The organism is Streptomyces sp. NPDC030021 (genome assembly GCF_055574035.1).
Map to the genome: position 1 here is coordinate 217,606 of NZ_JBVIAH010000002.1, position 16,538 is coordinate 234,143.

The window sequence follows — 16,538 nt, forward strand, 5'->3', positions numbered from 1 at the left end:
GCCCCGGTCCGCTTCCGCGAACCGGGGCCTTCCCGCAGGGTGAGTGACGGGACTTGAACCCGCGGCCACCTGGACCACAACCAGGTGCTCTACCAACTGAGCTACACCCACCATGTCCGGTCGGAAAACCGACCGGCCGAAGAGAAGCGTACAGGGTCCGGGAGGGTGCTCGCTCCCCCCTTTCCCGGCGCCCCCCTCCGGAGGGGCCTACGCGCCCGGCACGACGTGCTTGGCGGCGATGCTGCGGGCCGTGTCCGAGTCGGGCCCGGGCTGCGGTACGAAGACCGCCTCCCGGTAGTAGCGCAGCTCGGTGATGGAGTCCTTGATGTCCGCCAGCGCCCGGTGGTTGCCGTTCTTCGGCGGGCTGTTGAAGTACGCCCGCGGGTACCAGCGGCGCGCCAGCTCCTTGACCGAGGACACGTCCACGATCCGGTAGTGCAGGTAGCTCTCCAGCGCGACCATGTCGCGCAGCAGGAAGCCGCGGTCGGTGCCGACCGAGTTTCCGCAGAGCGGCGCCTTGCGGGGTTCCTTCACGTGCTCCCGCACGTAGGCCAGGACCTGCGCCTCGGCATCCGCGAGGGTGGTCCCGCCGGCCAGCTCGTCGAGCAGGCCGGAGGCGGTGTGCATCTCGCGCACCACGTCGGGCATGGTCTCCAGCGCGGCGTCCGGCGGGCGGATCACGATGTCCACGCCTTCGCCGAGCACGTTGAGCTCCGAGTCGGTGACCAGTGCGGCCACCTCGATAAGTGCGTCGTCCGTCAACGAGAGCCCGGTCATCTCGCAGTCGATCCACACCATGCGATCGTTCATGTGTCCCACCTTATGCGGTCCCCCGGGGCGCGGACCGCATATGCGGAAGGTCCCCCATCGGCGGTGGCCGATGGAGGACCCTCGTGCGTCGTACTCAGTTCGCGGTCAGGCGTGTTCCCGCATGACCCGGCCCGGGGCGTACAGCTCCGTCACCGTGGGACCCGACGCGGCCAGGGCCGCGGCCGCCCGGTGGGGCTGCGGAGTGCGCTGGTGCGGAACCGGACCCGCGTTGATCTCGGCCACCTGTGCCACGTCGGCCTGCGGCCGGCGTGCCCGGTAGGCGGAGCGGTAGGCGGCCGGGGAGGACCCCAGCTGCCGCCGGAAGTGACCCCGCAGGGCGACCGGCGAGCGGAACCCGCAGCGCCCGGCGACCTCGTCGACCGAGTAGTCGGAGGTCTCCAGCAGCCGCTGTGCCTGGAGCACCCGCTGGGTGATCAGCCACTGGAGCGGAGCGCTGCCGGTGAGCGAGCGGAACCGCCGGTCGAAGGTGCGCCTGCTCATGTAGGCGCGGGCGGCCAGCGTCTCCACGTCGAACTGCTCGTGGAGGTGTTCCAGTGCCCAGGCGACGACCTCGGCCAGCGGGTCGGCGCCGATCTCCTCCGGCAGCGACCGGTCGAGATAGCGTTCCTGGCCGCCCGTGCGGCGCGGCGGCACGACGAGCCTGCGGGCCAGGGCCCCGGCCGCCTCGCTGCCGTGGTCCGTGCGCACGATGTGCAGGCACAGGTCGATTCCGGCCGCCGTGCCGGCGGACGTGAGCACGTCGCCGTCGTCGACGAACAGTTCGCGCGGATCGACATGGACGGACGGGTACCGCTTGGCCAGCGTCGGCGCGTACATCCAGTGCGTCGTCGCGGGCCGGCCGTCCAGCAGACCGGCGGCGGCGAGCACGAAGGCTCCCGTGCACAGTCCGACGATCCGGGCCCCCTCCTCGTGCGCCAGACGCAGTGCGTCGAGCGCCTCCGGCGGCGGCGGTGAAGTGATGGAGCGCCAGGCGGGAACGACGACCGTTCCTGCCCGGGCGATCGCCTCCAACCCGTACGGCGCGGTCAGTTCGAGCCCGCCGGTGGTCCTGAGCGGACCGTCCTCACCGGCGCACACGAGCAATCGATAGCGTGGAACTCCCGCGTCCTGCCGGTCAATGCCGAACACGGAAAGTGGAATGGAGCTCTCGAAGATCGGTCCGCCGCTGAAGAGCAGCACCGCGACGATCTCCCTGCGGCGACGCCCCGCGAGCTTCCGGCCGGCGTCTGTTGTGACGACAGCGGTGGAATCCTGGCTCATGGCGCTAAGCCCCCCTTGGGTGTCGCGACTCCTTGGTCTGGTCGCACCTGCACGTTTCCCCTCGGCCTTGCACGTGGATCCCCCGCCGTAAATACATGATCGAATCTACTGCGTCCCGTGGTGTCGGCGTGACAAGTTCAGCACGCAGCGCTATGTCGACTTCTCAACTTGGCGAAAAGCATTCGATCAGTAAGCGTTCCACTCCGCTACCCGAACAGGAAGCGCGCTCCCCGGCCATGGCCAGTACCTGTAGGGCCAGAACGCCCCCCGCGGTCTGTCGTCGCTGGTGGTGAGGGGGACAGGGGGGCATTCCGGCAAGGAGGCCACTCTGCCGGGAAGTTGGCTGAAAACATGCGTGTGTGGGTGTGCGAATGAGTCAGTCCTGCGGGGAGACCGGGCCGGAGCCCCGGCAACCGCGGCGCATCCCGGCGCCGGCGCGCGAGTGCCGGCCGCGGTGGGCCGGCGGAAGGGGCTCCTCCGCGGGCACCCGGGCCGCAGCCCGCCGGGTCCTCTCCGAGTGGCGCAGCAGGACCCGGCACGCGGCCGTGACGGCGAGCAGGCCGAGGGTCGCGACGGCGGCCCCGCCGAAGGAGGTTCCGTAGACGACGAGGACCACGGGGACGAGCAGGCAGCTGAAGGCGGCCCAGCGCACGACGTCACCCGCGGGGTCGTCGTGGGGGCGTCCGGCGGAACGCACGGACGGGTGAAGGGCCGACCGGGGGGACGGGGTGAAGTGCGGGGCGGGGTCGGCGTTCTGGCGGGACCGGACGGACTGCGTCGGCCGAGCTGGCTGGACGGGGTGAACCGGATGACCGGGCACGGCGTGCTCCCTGCGGGCTCTTACCTGAAGGTCGGACGCATGTCCCAACGCCCGGCGGCGGGCTCGGTCACTGTGCCAACGGGTGGCGATGTCCCGGCTCGTCACTGGCTGTAGGGGACAGCGGCCATTGCCAAGGCGCGCTCGCTCCGGCATGCTCCCTGGGACGCTCTCCAAGGGCGGCATGCCCTGTGCAGGACAGGAGTGTCGCCGTACCCTGGTGGGTATGGGCTTGGGAAGATGCTTCCCGGACAGAGCTCCGTCACACTGCGTCGCCAATTTCGCCCCTGTTGCTTCCTCCAAGGACCTCTTCGCCGAGATACCCATGGCCGGTCACGAATTCTCCGAACCCGCGGACCGCAAGCGCAAACGCGTCGTCGACCCCGCGTCGGCCGCCGATCTGCGCGCGGTGGAACAGACACGCGTGCACTGCGATCCGGCCTTCCGGCACGGGGTCGTTGTGGGATTCGACGGATCCACCTCCAGTGAGCGCGCGCTCGCCTATGCGATCGGCATGGCCCGTCGCTCCGGATCCGGTCTGATCATCGTCCATGTCGCCAACCGGCTGCCCACCACGGTGTGGGCCGGCTGCGAGCCGCCCGTCTTCGTCGACGTGCCGGACCACCGCACCGAGGTGCTCGGGCTGGAGCTCGCCTGCGCGGACTATCTGGCCGAAGTGCCGTGGATCCTGGTCGAGCGCGGTGGTGACATCTGCCATGAGCTGGAGGAGGTCGGCCGGGAGTATTCGGCCGACGCCATCGTGGTCGGCTCCACGCACGGGATCGTGGGCCGGATCTTCGGATCGGTCGCCGGCCGGCTGGCCAAGCGCGCACAGCGACCAGTTGTTGTCATTCCGTGACCGCTTGTTAAGTCGCTTGTGCGGTTGTGCCCCCGTGTAAAGGGTAGATAAATGCTGCTGGGACGCAGCAAACAACTGCAGATCGAAGGGAGCCCGCCGTGGACAATGGTGTCTCTGCGGGAAGCACGGCCTCGACTTCGACCCTCGGGAACATCGCCCTGGGTCTCACCCTTCTCGCATTCGGTATCGGCCACACCGGTGTCATCGACGGCGTGTCCGCTGCCAACTCCGTGTCGCTCGCGATGTACGTCGGCGGCGCGGCCCTGTTCCTCCTCGGTCTCCTGGAGTACCGCGGCGGCAACGGGTTCAACGGCACCGCGTTCGCGGGCCTCGGCATCTTCTGGTTCACGTGGGCCAAGGGCGCGGGCGGTTCGGTCTCCGACGAAGCCGCCGGAACGTTTCTTGTCCTGTTCGCGATGCTCGCGCTGACCCTCACGGTCGCCGCCGCGAGCGGTCTGTTCAGTCAGGGCGTCTACGCCCTGCTGACCCTGTCGCTGCTCCTGCTCGCGATAGGCGCGTTCGTGGACAACGGCACGCTCGCGAAGGCGGGCGGCTGGGTCGCCGCCGTCTCCGGACTGCTGGCCTGGTACGGCGCCACCGCTGCGCTGGCGCACTGGCCGATGGCCTTCGGCAAGGCCCGCAGCGGCGGCGCGGTCGCCGCGAGCTGACCGGACCGGCGGATCGGCCGGTCCGGTCCGGGCGCCACGGCAGGGAACCCCCGTGCGCACCGCGCACGGGGGTTCTCGGGTGTCCGGTGCCGGTCCGGGGACGGACGACTACTCGACCGTGACCGACTTCGCCAGGTTGCGCGGCTTGTCGATGTCCCGGCCCATGGCCAGGGCCGTGTGGTACGCCAGGAGCTGGAGCGGGATGCCCATGAGGATCGGGTCCAGCTCGTCCTCGTTCTTCGGGACCACGATGGTGTGGTCCGCCTTCTCCTGCTCGCGGTGGGCGACCGCGAGGATCCGGCCGCTGCGGGCCTTGATCTCCTCCAGCGCCGCGCGGTTCTTCTCCAGCAGGTCGTCGTCCGGGACGATCGCGACCGTCGGCAGCGAGGGCTCGATCAGCGCCAGCGGACCGTGCTTGAGCTCGGAGGCCGGGTAGGCCTCGGCGTGGATGTAGGAGATCTCCTTCAGCTTGAGGGAGGCCTCCAGCGCCACCGGGTAGCCGCGCACCCGGCCGATGAACATCATCGACTTGGCCTCGGCGAACTCGGCCGCCAGCTTCTTGATGTCCTCTTCGCCGTCGAGGATCTCCTGGATCTGCGCGGGCAGCTTGCGCAGGCCCTCGATGATCCGCTTGCCGTCGGTGACCGAGAGGTCCCGGATGCGGCCGAGGTGCACGGCGAGCAGCGCGAACGCCACGACCGTGTTGGTGAAGCACTTGGTGGAGACGACGCAGACCTCGGGGCCGGCGTGCACGTACACGCCGCCGTCGGCCTCGCGGGCGATCGCGGAACCGACCACGTTGACCACGCCGAGGACGCGGGCGCCCTTGCGCTTGAGCTCCTGCACCGCCGCGAGGACGTCGTACGTCTCACCGGACTGGGAGACCGCGATGTAGAGGGTGTCGGGGTCCACGACCGGGTTGCGGTAGCGGAACTCGGAGGCCGGCTCGGCGTCCGCGGGGATGCGGGCCATGCCCTCGATGAGGCCGGCGCCGATGAGGCCCGCGTGGTACGAGGTGCCGCAGCCCAGGATCTTGACCCGGCGGATGCCGCGCGCCTCGCGCGGGTCCAGGTTCAGGCCGCCCAGGTGCACGGTGCTGAAGCGGTCGTCGATCCGGCCGCGCAGCACACGGTCGACCGCGTCGGGCTGCTCGGAGATCTCCTTGTGCATGTAGGTGTCGTGACCGCCCATGTCGTACGAGGCGGCCTCCCACTCCACGGTCTCCGGGGTGGCGTTGGTCGTCGTGCCGGAGGTCGTGTAGGTGCGGAAGTCGTCAGCCTTGATGGTGGCCATCTCGCCGTCGCCGAGGGTGACGACCTGGCGGGTGTGGGCGACCAGCGCGGCGACGTCCGAGGCGACGAACATCTCCTTCTCGCCGATGCCGAGGACCACGGGGGAGCCGTTGCGGGCGACGACGATGCGGTCGGGGAAGTCGGCGTGCATGACGGCGATGCCGTAGGTGCCGTCGATGACCTTGACCGCCTCGCGGACCTTCTCCTCCAGGGAGTCGGCCTCGGAGCGGGCGATCAGGTGGACGATGACCTCGGTGTCGGTCTCCGAGACGAACACGACGCCTTCGGCCTCAAGCTTGGCGCGCAGCTCGGAGCAGTTGTCGACGATGCCGTTGTGGACGACCGCGACCTTGTTCTCGGGGTCCAGGTGCGGGTGGGAGTTGATGTCGCTCGGGGCGCCGTGCGTGGCCCAGCGGGTGTGGGCGATGCCGGTGGTGCCGGCGAAGCGCTTGGGAACGCGGGACTCCAGCTCGCGGACGCGGCCCTTGGCCTTGACGACCTTCAGGGCCGGGGCCTTCGGGGTGTTGACCACGATGCCCGCGGAGTCGTATCCGCGGTACTCCAGCCGCTGCAGGCCTTCCAGCAGCAGCGGTGCCACGTCACGCTTGCCGATGTAACCGACGATTCCACACATACGGTTCTGCCCCTCCTGAAGTTCGGTTCTGTACTCGTCCGGGGCCGCGTGCGGCGGCCGTCGGCTCAGCCGTAGACGATGCGGCGCAACTGCCGGAGCGAGAGCTCCGGCGGCGCCACGGCGCGGTGCGGCAGCTCGGCCGCGATCCGCTCGAAGATCTCCGCGTTCACCGCTCCGCCGGACTGCAGTTCCCGGTGGCGGCGGCGGACGAATTCCTCGGTCGTCTCGTCGAAGTAGGCGAGCACGTCCAGTACCACCCGGGCTGCCTCGCCGCGCTGCAGCGCGGTGCTGCGCACCAGGTGGTCGACGAGGTCGTCATGCGACGGGCGGCGATCGAGCACTCGTAGATATTGGCGGCTGGCGGCGATGAACGCAAAGATCCTGCCCGATTTCGGGCAGGATCTCTCTGGTCTGGACCAGCGAGGCGCTCGGTGTGCCCTCCTTCGGATGATTTCCGCCCGTCCTGGATTCACTCACCGGACGGGACGGCCCGCTTGGCCTATACCTGTGCGCATGAGAGTCCTGCGACGCACGCTCGGCGCCCTCCTCGCCTTCGCCGCGGCCCCGGCCCTGGTCACGGCCTGCACCTCCGCCCACGGTGACGACGCCAGACCCGGGGACGACCCGCCGGTGGCCCTCGCCCCCTTCGAACGGCTGCTGCCCGCGCCCGTCTCCGCGAGCGCCGAAGGCCCCGGGTACTCCTTCGGCGCGGGCACGGTCATCCGTACCGGCCGGGGCCCGGACGAGGAGGTCCGCCGGGTGGGCGAGCTCCTCGCCGAGCAGCTGCGCGGCCCGAGCGGGCTGCCGCTGCCGGTGGTCGACGGGGCGCAGGGGGACGGGATCCGGCTCAGGATCGACCAGGGCGCGCAGGGGGTGGGCGACGAGGGGTACCGGCTGGAGTCCGGCCCGACCGGGGTCACCCTCACCGCGCGGACCCCGGCCGGCCTCTTCCACGCGGGGCAGACGCTGCGCCAGCTGCTGCCGGCGGCGGGTCCGGGCACGGTGCCGGGCGGGACGGTCACCGACCGGCCGCGCTTCGCGTACCGGGGGGCCATGGTCGACATCGCGCGCCACCACTTCTCGGTGGACCAGGTGAAGAGGTACGTCGACCAGCTCGCCCAGTACAAGGTCAACACCCTGCACGTGCACCTGACCGACGACCAGGGGTGGCGTCTCGCGATCGAGTCCTGGCCGCGGCTGGCGGAGTACGGGGGCGGCAGCGAGGTCGGTGGCGGACCCGGCGGCCACTGGACGAAGGACGAGTACCGGGAGCTGGTGGCCTACGCGGGGCAGCGGTACGTGGACGTGGTCCCCGAGATCGACATGCCGGGGCACGTGAACGCGGCGCTCGCCTCCTACGCCGAGCTGAACTGCGACGGCAAGGCCCCGGAGCGGTACACCGGCGTCAAGGTGGGCTTCAGCTCACTGTGCGTGGCCAAGGAGCGGACGTACGAGTTCATCGACGAGGTCCTCGGCGAGCTGGCGGAGCTGACCCCGGGCCGCTACCTGCACATCGGCGGCGACGAGGCGCACGCGACGCCGGCGGCGGACTACGCGGCCTTCATGGACCGGGCGCAGGCGGTGGTGGGGCGGTACGGCAAGACGGTGGTGGCCTGGCACCAGCTGGCGGCGGCCCGCCCGGCCCGGGGCGCGGTGCTCCAGTACTGGGGCCACGACAAGACCGCGGCCGCGGACAAGGCGGCCGTGGTGGCGGCGGCGAAGGCGGGGCACCCGCTGATCCTGTCGCCGGCGGACCGGCTGTATCTGGACATGAAGTACGACCCGGCGACGAAGCCGGGCCTGGCCTGGGCGGGGTACGTCCCGGTGCGGCGCGCCTACTCCTGGGACCCGGGGGCGTACCTGGCCGGGGTTCCCGAGTCGGCGGTGCTGGGTGTGGAGGCCCCGCTGTGGACGGAGACCGTCGCGACGCGCGGCGACTGGGAGCTGATGGCCTTCCCACGGGTGCTGGGCCTGGCCGAACTGGGCTGGTCGCCGGCGGCCGCGCTCGACTGGACCTCCTACAGCCGCCGCCTGGCCGCGCAGGCGCCCCGGCTGGAAGCGCAGGGCATCGGCTTCTTCCGGGCGCCGGACGTCCCCTGGCAGTGACCGGCGGGGGACGGGGTCAGGCCCAGCAGGAGGTCGTGGCCCCGTCGGCCTCCGAGCCCACCGTTATCTCGAATCCGGAACCCGTGGCGAACTCCGCGGCTGCCTCGGGACCGTAGAACTCGGTGATGAAGCGGGCGGGCGGGAAGGAGAGGGTGAACACCTTGGCCTGCCCGTCCTCGCCCTTCGTGAAGCACGAGCCGTACCTCTCCTGACCGCGCACCGGTTCGGGCTCGAACCGCCAGCCGTCGGCCTCGGCGGCCTTGCGGTAGTGGTCGAGGACCTCTTGGCGGGTGCCGGGATACACGTAGGTGCGCCCGGCTGACAGCCAGGCGTCGCCGCTGTCGTCCGCGCACTCGGCGTAGACGCCGTCGAAGGTGCGGGGGGCGCTCGCGCCGGGCGGCGGCGAGGCGAGCAGGGGCAGCGACTCCAGCTCCTTCATCCGCGCCTCGGTCCCCTCGCAGGTCTTGAACGGCGCCAGGAAGGAACAGCCGGACAGACCCCCGGCCATGAGCACGGCCGACAGGAGCAGGGTGGCCGTACGGCCAGGGCGGATCCGGAACGGCATGCGGGCTCCCAGTCGGACTCGGGCCGCGCGCTCCGGCCACGGGGGCGGACACACGAAGGCGTGACCGCGAAGAGGGCCATTGTTGCTTCGCAGTCACGCCGTCGGGATTCCGGGGTGGGGCGGGGGAGGCATCGAGGGACCGTATCGGTGCCTCCCCCGCCCCGTGTGTCACCGCCGGGCGAAGGCCGCGACGGGGTTCTTGAGGTTGCCGATCAGCTGGAGGGCCGCCGCCGGGTCGGCGAGGTCGACCATCTGCTTGTTGTTGCGCAGCTGGAGGCGGTTCAGGCAGGACAGCTGGAACTCCTGCGCGAACAGGTCGTACCGCTCGAAGCGCTCCGCGAGCTGCGGCATCGACTCCTGGTACTCGTGGCCGCAGTCCGCGACAGCCTGCCAGAAGGTGTCCTCCTCGCAGATGCCCTCGTCCGCCAGGATCGCGCCGAGGAAGCGGAAGAAGCAGTCGAAGACATCGGTGAAGATCGACAGGAGCTTCATGTCCTCGGGGATGTCCGCCCGGACCCGCTCGACCGCGGGCGGCAGCACCGCGTCCGCGTCCATGACGACGATCTCCTCGGCGATGTCCTTGAAGATCGCCCGCTTCACCAGGCCGCCCTCGATGACGAGGATGGTGTTCTCGCCGTGCGGCATGTACGCGAGGTCGTACTGGTAGAAGCAGTGCAGCAGCGGCACCAGGTAGGCACGCAGGTAGTGGCGCAGCCACTCGGCCGGGGTCAGGCCCGACTCCGCGATCAGCGCGCCGACGAAGGACTTGCCCTCGGCGTCCACGTGCAGGAGCGAGGCCATCGTGGCGAGGCGCTCGTCGCCCTCGATCCGGTTGACGGGCGACTCGCGCCACAGTGCGGCCAGCATCTTGCGGTACGGGGAGTACCGGTCGGTGGCGCGCTCGTACTGGCGGTGGTGGTAGCCGATCGCCGCGCGCTCGCGGATGATCGAGAAGTCCACCGACTTGAGGACCTCGTCGCCCTCGATCAGCTGGTGCAGCCAGTCGTTGATGGCCGGGGTGGCCTCCATGTACGCGGCCGACAGGCCTCGCATGAAGCCCATGTTCAGGACCGAGATGGCGGTCTTGACGTAGTGCTTGCGCGGCGCGCTCCGGTTGAAGAACGTGCGGATCGACTGCTGCGCGAGGTACGCGTCCGGGCCCTCGCCCAGCAGCACCAGGCGGTGGTTCGCGATCTCGGCCGCGAAGGTGACCGTGGTCTTGTTCCACCACTGCCAGGGGTGCACGGGGAAGAGGTGGAAGTCGGCCAGGTCCAGGCCCAGCGCGGTCATCCGCTCGGCGAAGACGCCGATGGTCTCGTCGCCGAGCTCCTCGCGCATGAAGGAGTCGTGGTCCAGGCCCGCGCCCGCCGTGAAGGTGGAGACGTCTTTGCGGGCGGCCACCCACACCAGGTGGACGGGGCTGGCGGTCTCCGGGGCGTACGAGAGGTACTCGTGCACGCCGAAGCCGAGCCGGCCGTTGTTCGCGACGAAGCAGGGGTGGCCCTCGGTCATGCCCGTCTCGATGTCCTGGAAGGAGGACTTCGCGAGGACGTCGGAGGAGACCTGCGGCTTCGTGTACTTGTAGCCGGTGCCGGCCAGGGTGGAGGAGATCTCCTCCAGGTAGACGGGCAGCACCTCGGGGCTCAGGCCCAGGGACTCGCGCAGCTCGATGTGGAAGTCGAGGGCGTCCAGCGCCAGCTCGGCGCCGTCCCGGTGGCGGGTGATGGAGGCCTCGTCGACCGACCAGTGGTCGAGGGCGTGCAGGACCGCCTTGAAGCGGTACTCCACGGTGGAGTCGTCGCTGAGGACCGAGTAGAGGCCGGAGCCCAGCGGCTTCGGGGTCAGCAGGCGCTCGTGGGAGAACTCCGCGAGGCCCTTGCGGACCAGGGCGCGGTTGGCGCGGGCCCACAGCTCGGGGGTCAGGTGGGCGACGGCGTCGGCGAGGCTCATATGGAGACCCCCTGGGCGGCCGTGGCGGCCTCGAACCGGGCACGGGTGCAGAAGCTCAGCAGGGCTTCCTTCTCCGGCTTGGTGACCTGGCGCTCCGGCACGAAGCCGACGACCTCGTTGAGGGCGTGCACGGCGGTGTTGGCGACGTCCGGCTCGACTACGACGCGCTCGGTGGCCGGGTCGGCGAAGATCGCGGCCATGACGGTGGTGATCACGGCGCGGGTGAAGCCGTGCAGCGGGGTGTCGCTCGGCGCGACGAGGAAGTGCATGCCGACGTCGCCGGGCTGGGCGTCGTAGAGGCCGACCAGCTCCAGCTCGGACGGGTCGTAGGTCTCCATGAGGAAGGCGGGACGGCCCTCGTGCAGGCCGATGAAGGCCTGGTGGTGCTCGTGGGCGGCGATCCTCATGTACTCGCGCTCGACGTCCGGCAGGGACGCGTCCTGCATCATCCAGAACGAGGCCTTCGGGTGGGTGACCCAGCCGTGGAGCAGCTCCGCGTCGGCGAAGGGGTCCAGGGGGCGCACGGCGAAGGAGCCGAGTTCTTTGTCGGTGCGGGAGAAGAGGAGTTCGGTGGTGCTCATCAGAGGGTGCCTTCCGGGGCGGCGAACTGCTGGAACGCGATGGACTTCTCGACCTTGTAGTGCTCGCGGCCGAGGAGCTCACCGACGATGTACGCGTTCCGGTACGCCGCCATGCCCAGGTCGGGCGAGGTGAGGGAGTGGTTGTGGGTGGTGCCGTTCTGCAGGTAGACCCCGCGGCCCGTGGTGTCGATGCTGTAGTTGCGGGCGGCGTCGAGACGGCCGTGCCCGTCGAAGTTCAGGCGGTCCCGCACCGGGTTCAGGAACTCCGGGAACGTGTACTTGTAGCCGGTGGCCAGCACCAGGCCCTCGGAGGTGAGGGAGAAGTCCCGCTCCTGCTCCTCCTGGCGCAGCCCCAGCGTGTACGTGCCCGTGGTGGTGTCGTAGGCGGTGCTGTTCAGGGAGGTGTTGGTCAGGAGGGTGGTCGGGACCTGGCCCGGCATGCTGATCTTCTTCTGGTAGAGCAGGTCGAAGATGGCGTTGATCAGGTCGCCGTCGATGCCCTTGAAGAGGTTCTTCTGCTGGGTCTCCAGCCGGTACCGGGTGTCCTCGGGGAGCGCGTGGAAGTAGTCCACGTACTCGGGGGAGGTCATCTCCAGGGTCAGCTTGGTGTACTCCAGCGGGAAGAACCGCGGCGAGCGGGTGACCCAGTTGAGCTGGTAGCCGTGGACGTCGATCTCGGCGAGGAGGTCGTAGTAGATCTCGGCCGCGCTCTGGCCGGAGCCGATGAGGGTGATCGACTTCTTCTTCTGCAGCTCCGCCTTGTTCTGCATGTAGGCGGAGTTGTGCAGGAAGTCGCCGCCCAGGCCCTCGCAGGACTGCGGGACGTGCGGCGGGGTGCCGGTGCCCAGGACCAGGCGGGGGGCCCGGTGGGTCTCGCCCTTGTCCGTGTGGACCTCGTACAGGCCGGCCTGCCCGTCGTAGGTGACCTCGGTGACCGAGGTGGACCACTGGACGTTGTCGAGGCGGTCGGCGGCCCAGCGGCAGTAGTCGTTGTACTCGGCCCGCAGCGGGTAGAAGTTCTCCCGGATGTAGAAGGAGTACAGCCGGTCCTTGTCCTTCAGGTAGTTCAGGAAGGAGAAGGGCGAGGTCGGGTCGGCGAGCGTGACCAGGTCCGACATGAAGGGCGTCTGCAGGTGGGCGCCGTCCAGGAACATCCCGGCGTGCCACTCGAAGTGCGGCTTCGACTCGATGAAGAGACCGTCGATCTCGTCGAGCGGGGCGGTCAGGCAGGCGAGTCCGAGGTTGAACGGACCGACGCCGATGCCGATGAAGTCGTGGGTCTCAGCGGTGGAGGGCAAGGGATTCTCCCAGGAACTGCACGGCATGTGCGGCGAGAAGGTCGAGGACGGCAGCGATGTCGGCCGTCGTGGTCTGCGGGTTGAGGAGGGTGAACTTCAGGTACTGCTTCCCGTCCACCTTGGTGCCGGCGACGACGGCCTCACCGGAGGCGAACAGGGCCTTGCGGGCGTGCAGGTTGGCCTCGTCGACCAGGTCGCCGCGGACGTCCTCGCCCTGCGGGACGTAGCGGAAGACGAGGGTGGAGATCTGCGGCTTGACGACGACCTCGAAGCGCGGGTCGGCGTCGATGATGTCCCAGCCGGCCGCGGCCAGGTCGATGACCTCGTCGAAGAGCGAGCCGACTCCGTCGGCGCCCATGACGCGCAGGGTCACCCAGAGCTTGAGCGCGTCGAACCGGCGCGTGGTCTGGATGGACTTGTCGACCTGGTTGGGGATGCGCTCCTCGGCCATGCGTCGCGGGTTGAGGTAGTCCGCGTGGTACGTGGCGTGCTTGAGGGTGTCGCGGTCGCGCACCAGCATGGCGCTGGAGCTGACGGGCTGGAAGAACGACTTGTGGTAGTCGACCGTGACCGAGTCGGCGTGCTCGATGCCGTCGAGGAGGTGACGGCGGGTCGGGGACGCCAGCAGTCCGCAGCCGTAGGCGGCGTCCACGTGCATCCACGCGCAGTGCTCGTCGGCCAGGCGGGCGATCTCGGGGAGCGGGTCGATGGACCCGAAGTCGGTGGTGCCGGCGGTGGCGACGACGGCCATCGGGAAGAGGCCCTCGGTGGCGCACTCCTCCAGTTCCAGGGCGAGCACCGCGGTGTCCATCCGGCGGTTGCGGTCGACCGGGACGGAGATGACGGCCTCGTAGCCGAGTCCGAGCATGGCAGCGGACTTCTGGACGCTGAAGTGGCTGGCCTCGGAGGTGAAGATGCGCAGCTTCGGCAGGAGTTCGGCCTTGGTGAGCTCGCGTCCCTCGTCGAGGGCCTTCTTCATGACGAGGCGGCAGGCCTCGTCACGGGCCAGGAGCAGCGCGTGGAAGTTGGACTGGCTGCCGCCGGAGGTGAAGATGCCGTCCGCGGCGGGGCCCAGGCCGATGCGCTGGGTGGTCCAGTCGATGAGGCGGCGCTCGATGAGCGTGCCGCCGATGGACTGGTCCCAGGTGTCGAGCGAGGAGTTGACCGCGGAGAGGATCGCCTCGCCGAGCACGGCGGGGATGACGACCGGGCAGTTGAGGTGGCCCAGGTAGCGCGGGTGGTGGAAGTACACCGCGTCGCGCAGGTAGACGTCCTCCAGCTCGTCCAGGACGGCGGCCGCGTCTTCCAGCGGCTTGTCCAGGTCGATCCCGTTGATGACCGGGGCGAGTTCGTCGACGGATATACCGGTGTGGGGCCGCTGCGTGGTCGCGAGTTTGGCGGCGACGCGGTCGACGCCCTCGGTGACGGAGCGCCGGTAGAGGTCCGCGGTCGTCTCGTTCAGCAGATGCGAGCGCATCAACTTTCCTCCGGGCAGGGGGTGGAGAGGGGGGTGGGGTGTGGCGTGTGAGAATTAGGTTAGCCTAACCTTAGTATTTCGCCAAACGCAGATGGGCCCTGGCTGAAAAGCCAGGGCCCATCGCAACTGCTCTACGGGGTAAGGAAGCTGACTACAGCTCGGACGCCGGGTCCTCGCTCGGAGCCTTGCCCGCGTACGCCTCGGCGAGGAGCTGCTCCTCGCTCGCGCCGAGCCGCCAGTAGCCGGTGAAACGCACGGCGCGGCGGTCGACGGATCGTTCCTGCACGAAGTGCCTGCGGACCGCGCGAATCGTGCCCGCCTCGCCCGCCAGCCAGACGTACGGGGCTTCGGCCGCACCCGGTTCGGCCGCGCGCAGCACGCTCAGCACCTGCTCCGTCCGCTCCCGGCCGTCGCTCTCGCGCACGATCCAGGTGATGTCCGCGTCGGCGGGCGTGGCGAGGCCGAGCCGGTCGTCCTCGTGCGGGACCTCGAACCAGGCCCTGACCCGGGTCCCGGCGGGCAGCCGGTCCAGGATCGCGGCCGCGGCCGGCAGGGCGGTCTCGTCCGCGTACATCCAGATCGCGTCGGTGCCGGCCGGCGGCTGGAAGCGTACGGACTTGTTCTCCGCGACGGCCGGTCCGATCACCAGGATCCGGCGGCCGGCCACGGCCTGCCCCGCCCACCGGGACGCCGGGCCGGTGTCCCCGTGGAGGACGAAGTCGATGTCGACCTCGTCCGCCCCCTCGGGCGTACGGCGCTGCTCGCGCACCGTGTAGGAGCGCATCACCGGCCGCTCCTCGTCCGGCATCCCGCGCCAGGCGGCGAACCAGGTGTCCTCGTCCGTGGACGGGAGCACCGTGTGCTCCTGGCCGGACGCGGGCAGGAAGAGCGACAGGCTCTGGTCGAAGCCGCCCGAGCGGAAGCCCGCGAGGGCCTCCCCGCCGAACGTGACCCGCAGGAACGAGTGGCCCAGACGGCGCGTGCGGAGCACTTCGAGCGCGAAGAACCGGAAGTGTGCGACGGCCGGGGCGTCGGATGCGGTGGCGGTCATGCGGAGAGGTCCCCCTGGGAGTCGGTACGGCCTGCCCGGCGCCCGGGGTCACCGGGCGCCGAGGGTCAGCTGACCTTCTTGGCGTTCTGGATGGACTTCGCGAGGTCTTCCAGGATCTGCGCGCACTTGTCGTACGAGAAGATCGGCTCGGTCACGCGGGGGATGACCTGACCGGCCTTGACGGCGGGCAGCTCGTTCCAGGTCGGCTTGGCCTTCAGCTGCTCCGGCTGCAGGGTGCCGGTGCGGTTGTCGAGCAGGATGACGTCGGCCTTGTACTTGCCGGCGTTCTCCCAGCTGAGGCTCTCGAAGAAGCCGCCCTCGTCCAGCTTCTCGGGGGTGACGAACTCGACGCCGAGCTGCTTGAAGTACTTCAGGTCGGCCGCGGTGTCCGGGGTGGACGCGTAGAACAGGGCGTCGGCGCCGGAGCCCACGAGCACCTTGACGCCCGGGTTGGCCTTGGTGGCCTCGCGCACCTTCGCGGTGGCGGCCTCGAAGCGGGCCTTGGAGTCCACGGTCTTCTTGGAGTTCAGGTCCGCGCCGAGGGACTTGGCGAGGTCCGCGGTGCGCTCCAGCGCCTTGTCGAGGGTGACGTCGCCGCCCACCTTGACCGCGGCGGCCGGGGCGAGTGCGAGGATCTTGTCCTTGGAGGCCTCGGGCAGGTACCAGTAGGTGCCGTCCCAGCTGTTGGTGACCAGCAGGTCGGGCTGGAGGGAGGCGTACTTCTCGACGTTGAACTCGTCGTAGACGTTGCCGAGGATCTCGACCTTGGAGATGTCCAGCGAGCCGGCCTGGACGTCGGCCTTGCCGTCGGCGGTCTTGGTCGGGCCGAACACGCCCTTGACCGGGACGCCGTAGTCGTAGAGCGCGGCGGCGGTGCCGGTGAAGGCGACGATGTTCTTCGGCTTGGCCTTGGTGGTGACGTCCTTGCCGAGGTCGTCCTTGAAGGTCCAGGCGCCGGACGCCGTGGCGCCGTTGTCCTTGCCGCCGTCACCCTTCGCCGAGTCGGTGCCACCGCACGCGGCGAGGACCGCGACGAGGCCGAGGGCGCCACCGGCCGCGACGAAGCCGCGACGGGTGAAGGAGGAGGTTCGGGACTTGGGCATGTCGATGTCCGCTTTCGTGCGTGCAGGGGCGGCAGCTGGGCCGTTC

Annotated in this window: 15 protein-coding genes and 1 tRNA gene; 3 read left to right on the plus strand and 13 right to left on the minus strand. The window is 70.0% G+C overall.

Annotated elements, in window-relative coordinates; genetic code table 11:
* Positions 1 to 38: 38 nt before the first annotated feature.
* The 4 genes from ACZ4YL_RS04125 to ACZ4YL_RS04140 form a co-directional block, all read right to left on the minus strand.
* Positions 39 to 111: transfer RNA gene (locus tag ACZ4YL_RS04125), tRNA-His, on the minus strand.
* A gap of 96 nt (positions 112 to 207) precedes the next feature.
* The gene (orn, locus tag ACZ4YL_RS04130; RefSeq protein WP_468113631.1) at positions 208 to 810 is read right to left on the minus strand and encodes an oligoribonuclease; all 603 of its coding nucleotides are present in this window, start codon (positions 808 to 810) and stop codon (positions 208 to 210) included.
* 105 nt (positions 811 to 915) lie between these two features.
* Positions 916 to 2,091, minus strand: coding sequence for a helix-turn-helix domain-containing protein (locus tag ACZ4YL_RS04135; RefSeq protein ID WP_301370950.1), 1,176 nt, complete (start codon positions 2,089 to 2,091; stop codon positions 916 to 918).
* A gap of 376 nt (positions 2,092 to 2,467) precedes the next feature.
* Positions 2,468 to 2,788, minus strand: a complete 321-nt coding sequence (locus tag ACZ4YL_RS04140) for a hypothetical protein (RefSeq protein WP_468113632.1) — start codon at positions 2,786 to 2,788, stop codon at positions 2,468 to 2,470.
* Positions 2,789 to 3,233: 445 nt separating this feature from the next.
* Between ACZ4YL_RS04140 and ACZ4YL_RS04145 the strand changes: the two genes are divergently transcribed.
* Both ACZ4YL_RS04145 and ACZ4YL_RS04150 read left to right on the plus strand, forming a co-directional pair.
* On the plus strand, positions 3,234 to 3,767 hold the full coding sequence (locus ACZ4YL_RS04145; protein ID WP_030008732.1) for a universal stress protein: 534 nt from the start codon (positions 3,234 to 3,236) through the stop codon (positions 3,765 to 3,767).
* A gap of 98 nt (positions 3,768 to 3,865) precedes the next feature.
* On the plus strand, positions 3,866 to 4,435 hold the full coding sequence (locus ACZ4YL_RS04150; RefSeq protein WP_030008733.1) for an acetate uptake transporter: 570 nt from the start codon (positions 3,866 to 3,868) through the stop codon (positions 4,433 to 4,435).
* A 108-nt stretch (positions 4,436 to 4,543) separates the two neighbouring features.
* On the opposite strand, the gene glmS is transcribed toward ACZ4YL_RS04150, so the two are convergent.
* Both glmS and ACZ4YL_RS04160 read right to left on the minus strand, forming a co-directional pair.
* A complete protein-coding gene (gene glmS, locus ACZ4YL_RS04155) occupies positions 4,544 to 6,361 on the minus strand; it encodes a glutamine--fructose-6-phosphate transaminase (isomerizing) (RefSeq protein WP_468113633.1) in 1,818 nt (605 codons plus the stop codon).
* A 65-nt stretch (positions 6,362 to 6,426) separates the two neighbouring features.
* Complete coding sequence (locus ACZ4YL_RS04160; RefSeq protein WP_030008735.1) at positions 6,427 to 6,702, minus strand: hypothetical protein; 276 nt, start codon at positions 6,700 to 6,702, stop codon at positions 6,427 to 6,429.
* Positions 6,703 to 6,874: 172 nt separating this feature from the next.
* Here ACZ4YL_RS04160 and ACZ4YL_RS04165 point away from each other — a divergent pair, with 172 nt between their 5' ends.
* Positions 6,875 to 8,467, plus strand: a complete 1,593-nt coding sequence (locus ACZ4YL_RS04165; protein WP_468113634.1) for a beta-N-acetylhexosaminidase — start codon at positions 6,875 to 6,877, stop codon at positions 8,465 to 8,467.
* A 16-nt stretch (positions 8,468 to 8,483) separates the two neighbouring features.
* Here the strand turns inward: ACZ4YL_RS04165 and ACZ4YL_RS04170 are convergent, their stop codons facing one another.
* From ACZ4YL_RS04170 to ACZ4YL_RS04200, 7 genes are all read right to left on the minus strand, one after another.
* Positions 8,484 to 9,032 (minus strand): hypothetical protein, encoded by a 549-nt coding sequence (locus ACZ4YL_RS04170; protein ID WP_468113635.1) that lies wholly within the window; start codon positions 9,030 to 9,032, stop codon positions 8,484 to 8,486.
* Between the two features lie 168 nt (positions 9,033 to 9,200).
* Positions 9,201 to 10,982: an IucA/IucC family protein gene (locus tag ACZ4YL_RS04175; RefSeq protein WP_468113636.1), complete on the minus strand. Its 1,782-nt coding sequence runs from the start codon at positions 10,980 to 10,982 to the stop codon at positions 9,201 to 9,203.
* On the minus strand, positions 10,979 to 11,563 hold the full coding sequence (locus ACZ4YL_RS04180; RefSeq protein WP_266441685.1) for a GNAT family N-acetyltransferase: 585 nt from the start codon (positions 11,561 to 11,563) through the stop codon (positions 10,979 to 10,981). Before ACZ4YL_RS04180 ends, ACZ4YL_RS04175 begins: the two co-directional genes overlap by 4 nt.
* A complete protein-coding gene (locus tag ACZ4YL_RS04185) occupies positions 11,563 to 12,888 on the minus strand; it encodes a lysine N(6)-hydroxylase/L-ornithine N(5)-oxygenase family protein (RefSeq protein WP_468113637.1) in 1,326 nt (441 codons plus the stop codon). The genes ACZ4YL_RS04180 and ACZ4YL_RS04185 overlap by 1 nt, the downstream gene beginning before the upstream one ends.
* A complete protein-coding gene (locus ACZ4YL_RS04190; RefSeq protein ID WP_468113638.1) occupies positions 12,845 to 14,338 on the minus strand; it encodes a pyridoxal phosphate-dependent decarboxylase family protein in 1,494 nt (497 codons plus the stop codon). The genes ACZ4YL_RS04185 and ACZ4YL_RS04190 overlap by 44 nt, the downstream gene beginning before the upstream one ends.
* A gap of 151 nt (positions 14,339 to 14,489) precedes the next feature.
* Positions 14,490 to 15,389 (minus strand): siderophore-interacting protein, encoded by a 900-nt coding sequence (locus ACZ4YL_RS04195; RefSeq protein WP_468113639.1) that lies wholly within the window; start codon positions 15,387 to 15,389, stop codon positions 14,490 to 14,492.
* A gap of 65 nt (positions 15,390 to 15,454) precedes the next feature.
* A complete protein-coding gene (locus tag ACZ4YL_RS04200) occupies positions 15,455 to 16,492 on the minus strand; it encodes an ABC transporter substrate-binding protein (protein WP_468113640.1) in 1,038 nt (345 codons plus the stop codon).
* Positions 16,493 to 16,538: the final 46 nt, after the last annotated feature.

What these genes read in the sequence shown, in the direction of transcription:
- orn (WP_468113631.1), bottom strand. Translation starts at nt 810, where the DNA reads ATGAACGATCGCATGGTGTGGATCGACTGCGAGATGACCGGGCTCTCG.
- ACZ4YL_RS04135 (WP_301370950.1), bottom strand. Translation starts at nt 2,091, where the DNA reads ATGAGCCAGGATTCCACCGCTGTCGTCACAACAGACGCCGGCCGGAAG.
- ACZ4YL_RS04145 (WP_030008732.1), top strand. Translation starts at nt 3,234, where the DNA reads ATGGCCGGTCACGAATTCTCCGAACCCGCGGACCGCAAGCGCAAACGC.
- glmS (WP_468113633.1), bottom strand. Translation starts at nt 6,361, where the DNA reads ATGTGTGGAATCGTCGGTTACATCGGCAAGCGTGACGTGGCACCGCTG.
- ACZ4YL_RS04165 (WP_468113634.1), top strand. Translation starts at nt 6,875, where the DNA reads ATGAGAGTCCTGCGACGCACGCTCGGCGCCCTCCTCGCCTTCGCCGCG.
- ACZ4YL_RS04170 (WP_468113635.1), bottom strand. Translation starts at nt 9,032, where the DNA reads ATGCCGTTCCGGATCCGCCCTGGCCGTACGGCCACCCTGCTCCTGTCG.
- ACZ4YL_RS04175 (WP_468113636.1), bottom strand. Translation starts at nt 10,982, where the DNA reads ATGAGCCTCGCCGACGCCGTCGCCCACCTGACCCCCGAGCTGTGGGCC.
- ACZ4YL_RS04180 (WP_266441685.1), bottom strand. Translation starts at nt 11,563, where the DNA reads ATGAGCACCACCGAACTCCTCTTCTCCCGCACCGACAAAGAACTCGGC.
- ACZ4YL_RS04185 (WP_468113637.1), bottom strand. Translation starts at nt 12,888, where the DNA reads ATGCCGTGCAGTTCCTGGGAGAATCCCTTGCCCTCCACCGCTGAGACC.
- ACZ4YL_RS04190 (WP_468113638.1), bottom strand. Translation starts at nt 14,338, where the DNA reads ATGCGCTCGCATCTGCTGAACGAGACGACCGCGGACCTCTACCGGCGC.
- ACZ4YL_RS04195 (WP_468113639.1), bottom strand. Translation starts at nt 15,389, where the DNA reads ATGACCGCCACCGCATCCGACGCCCCGGCCGTCGCACACTTCCGGTTC.
- ACZ4YL_RS04200 (WP_468113640.1), bottom strand. Translation starts at nt 16,492, where the DNA reads ATGCCCAAGTCCCGAACCTCCTCCTTCACCCGTCGCGGCTTCGTCGCG.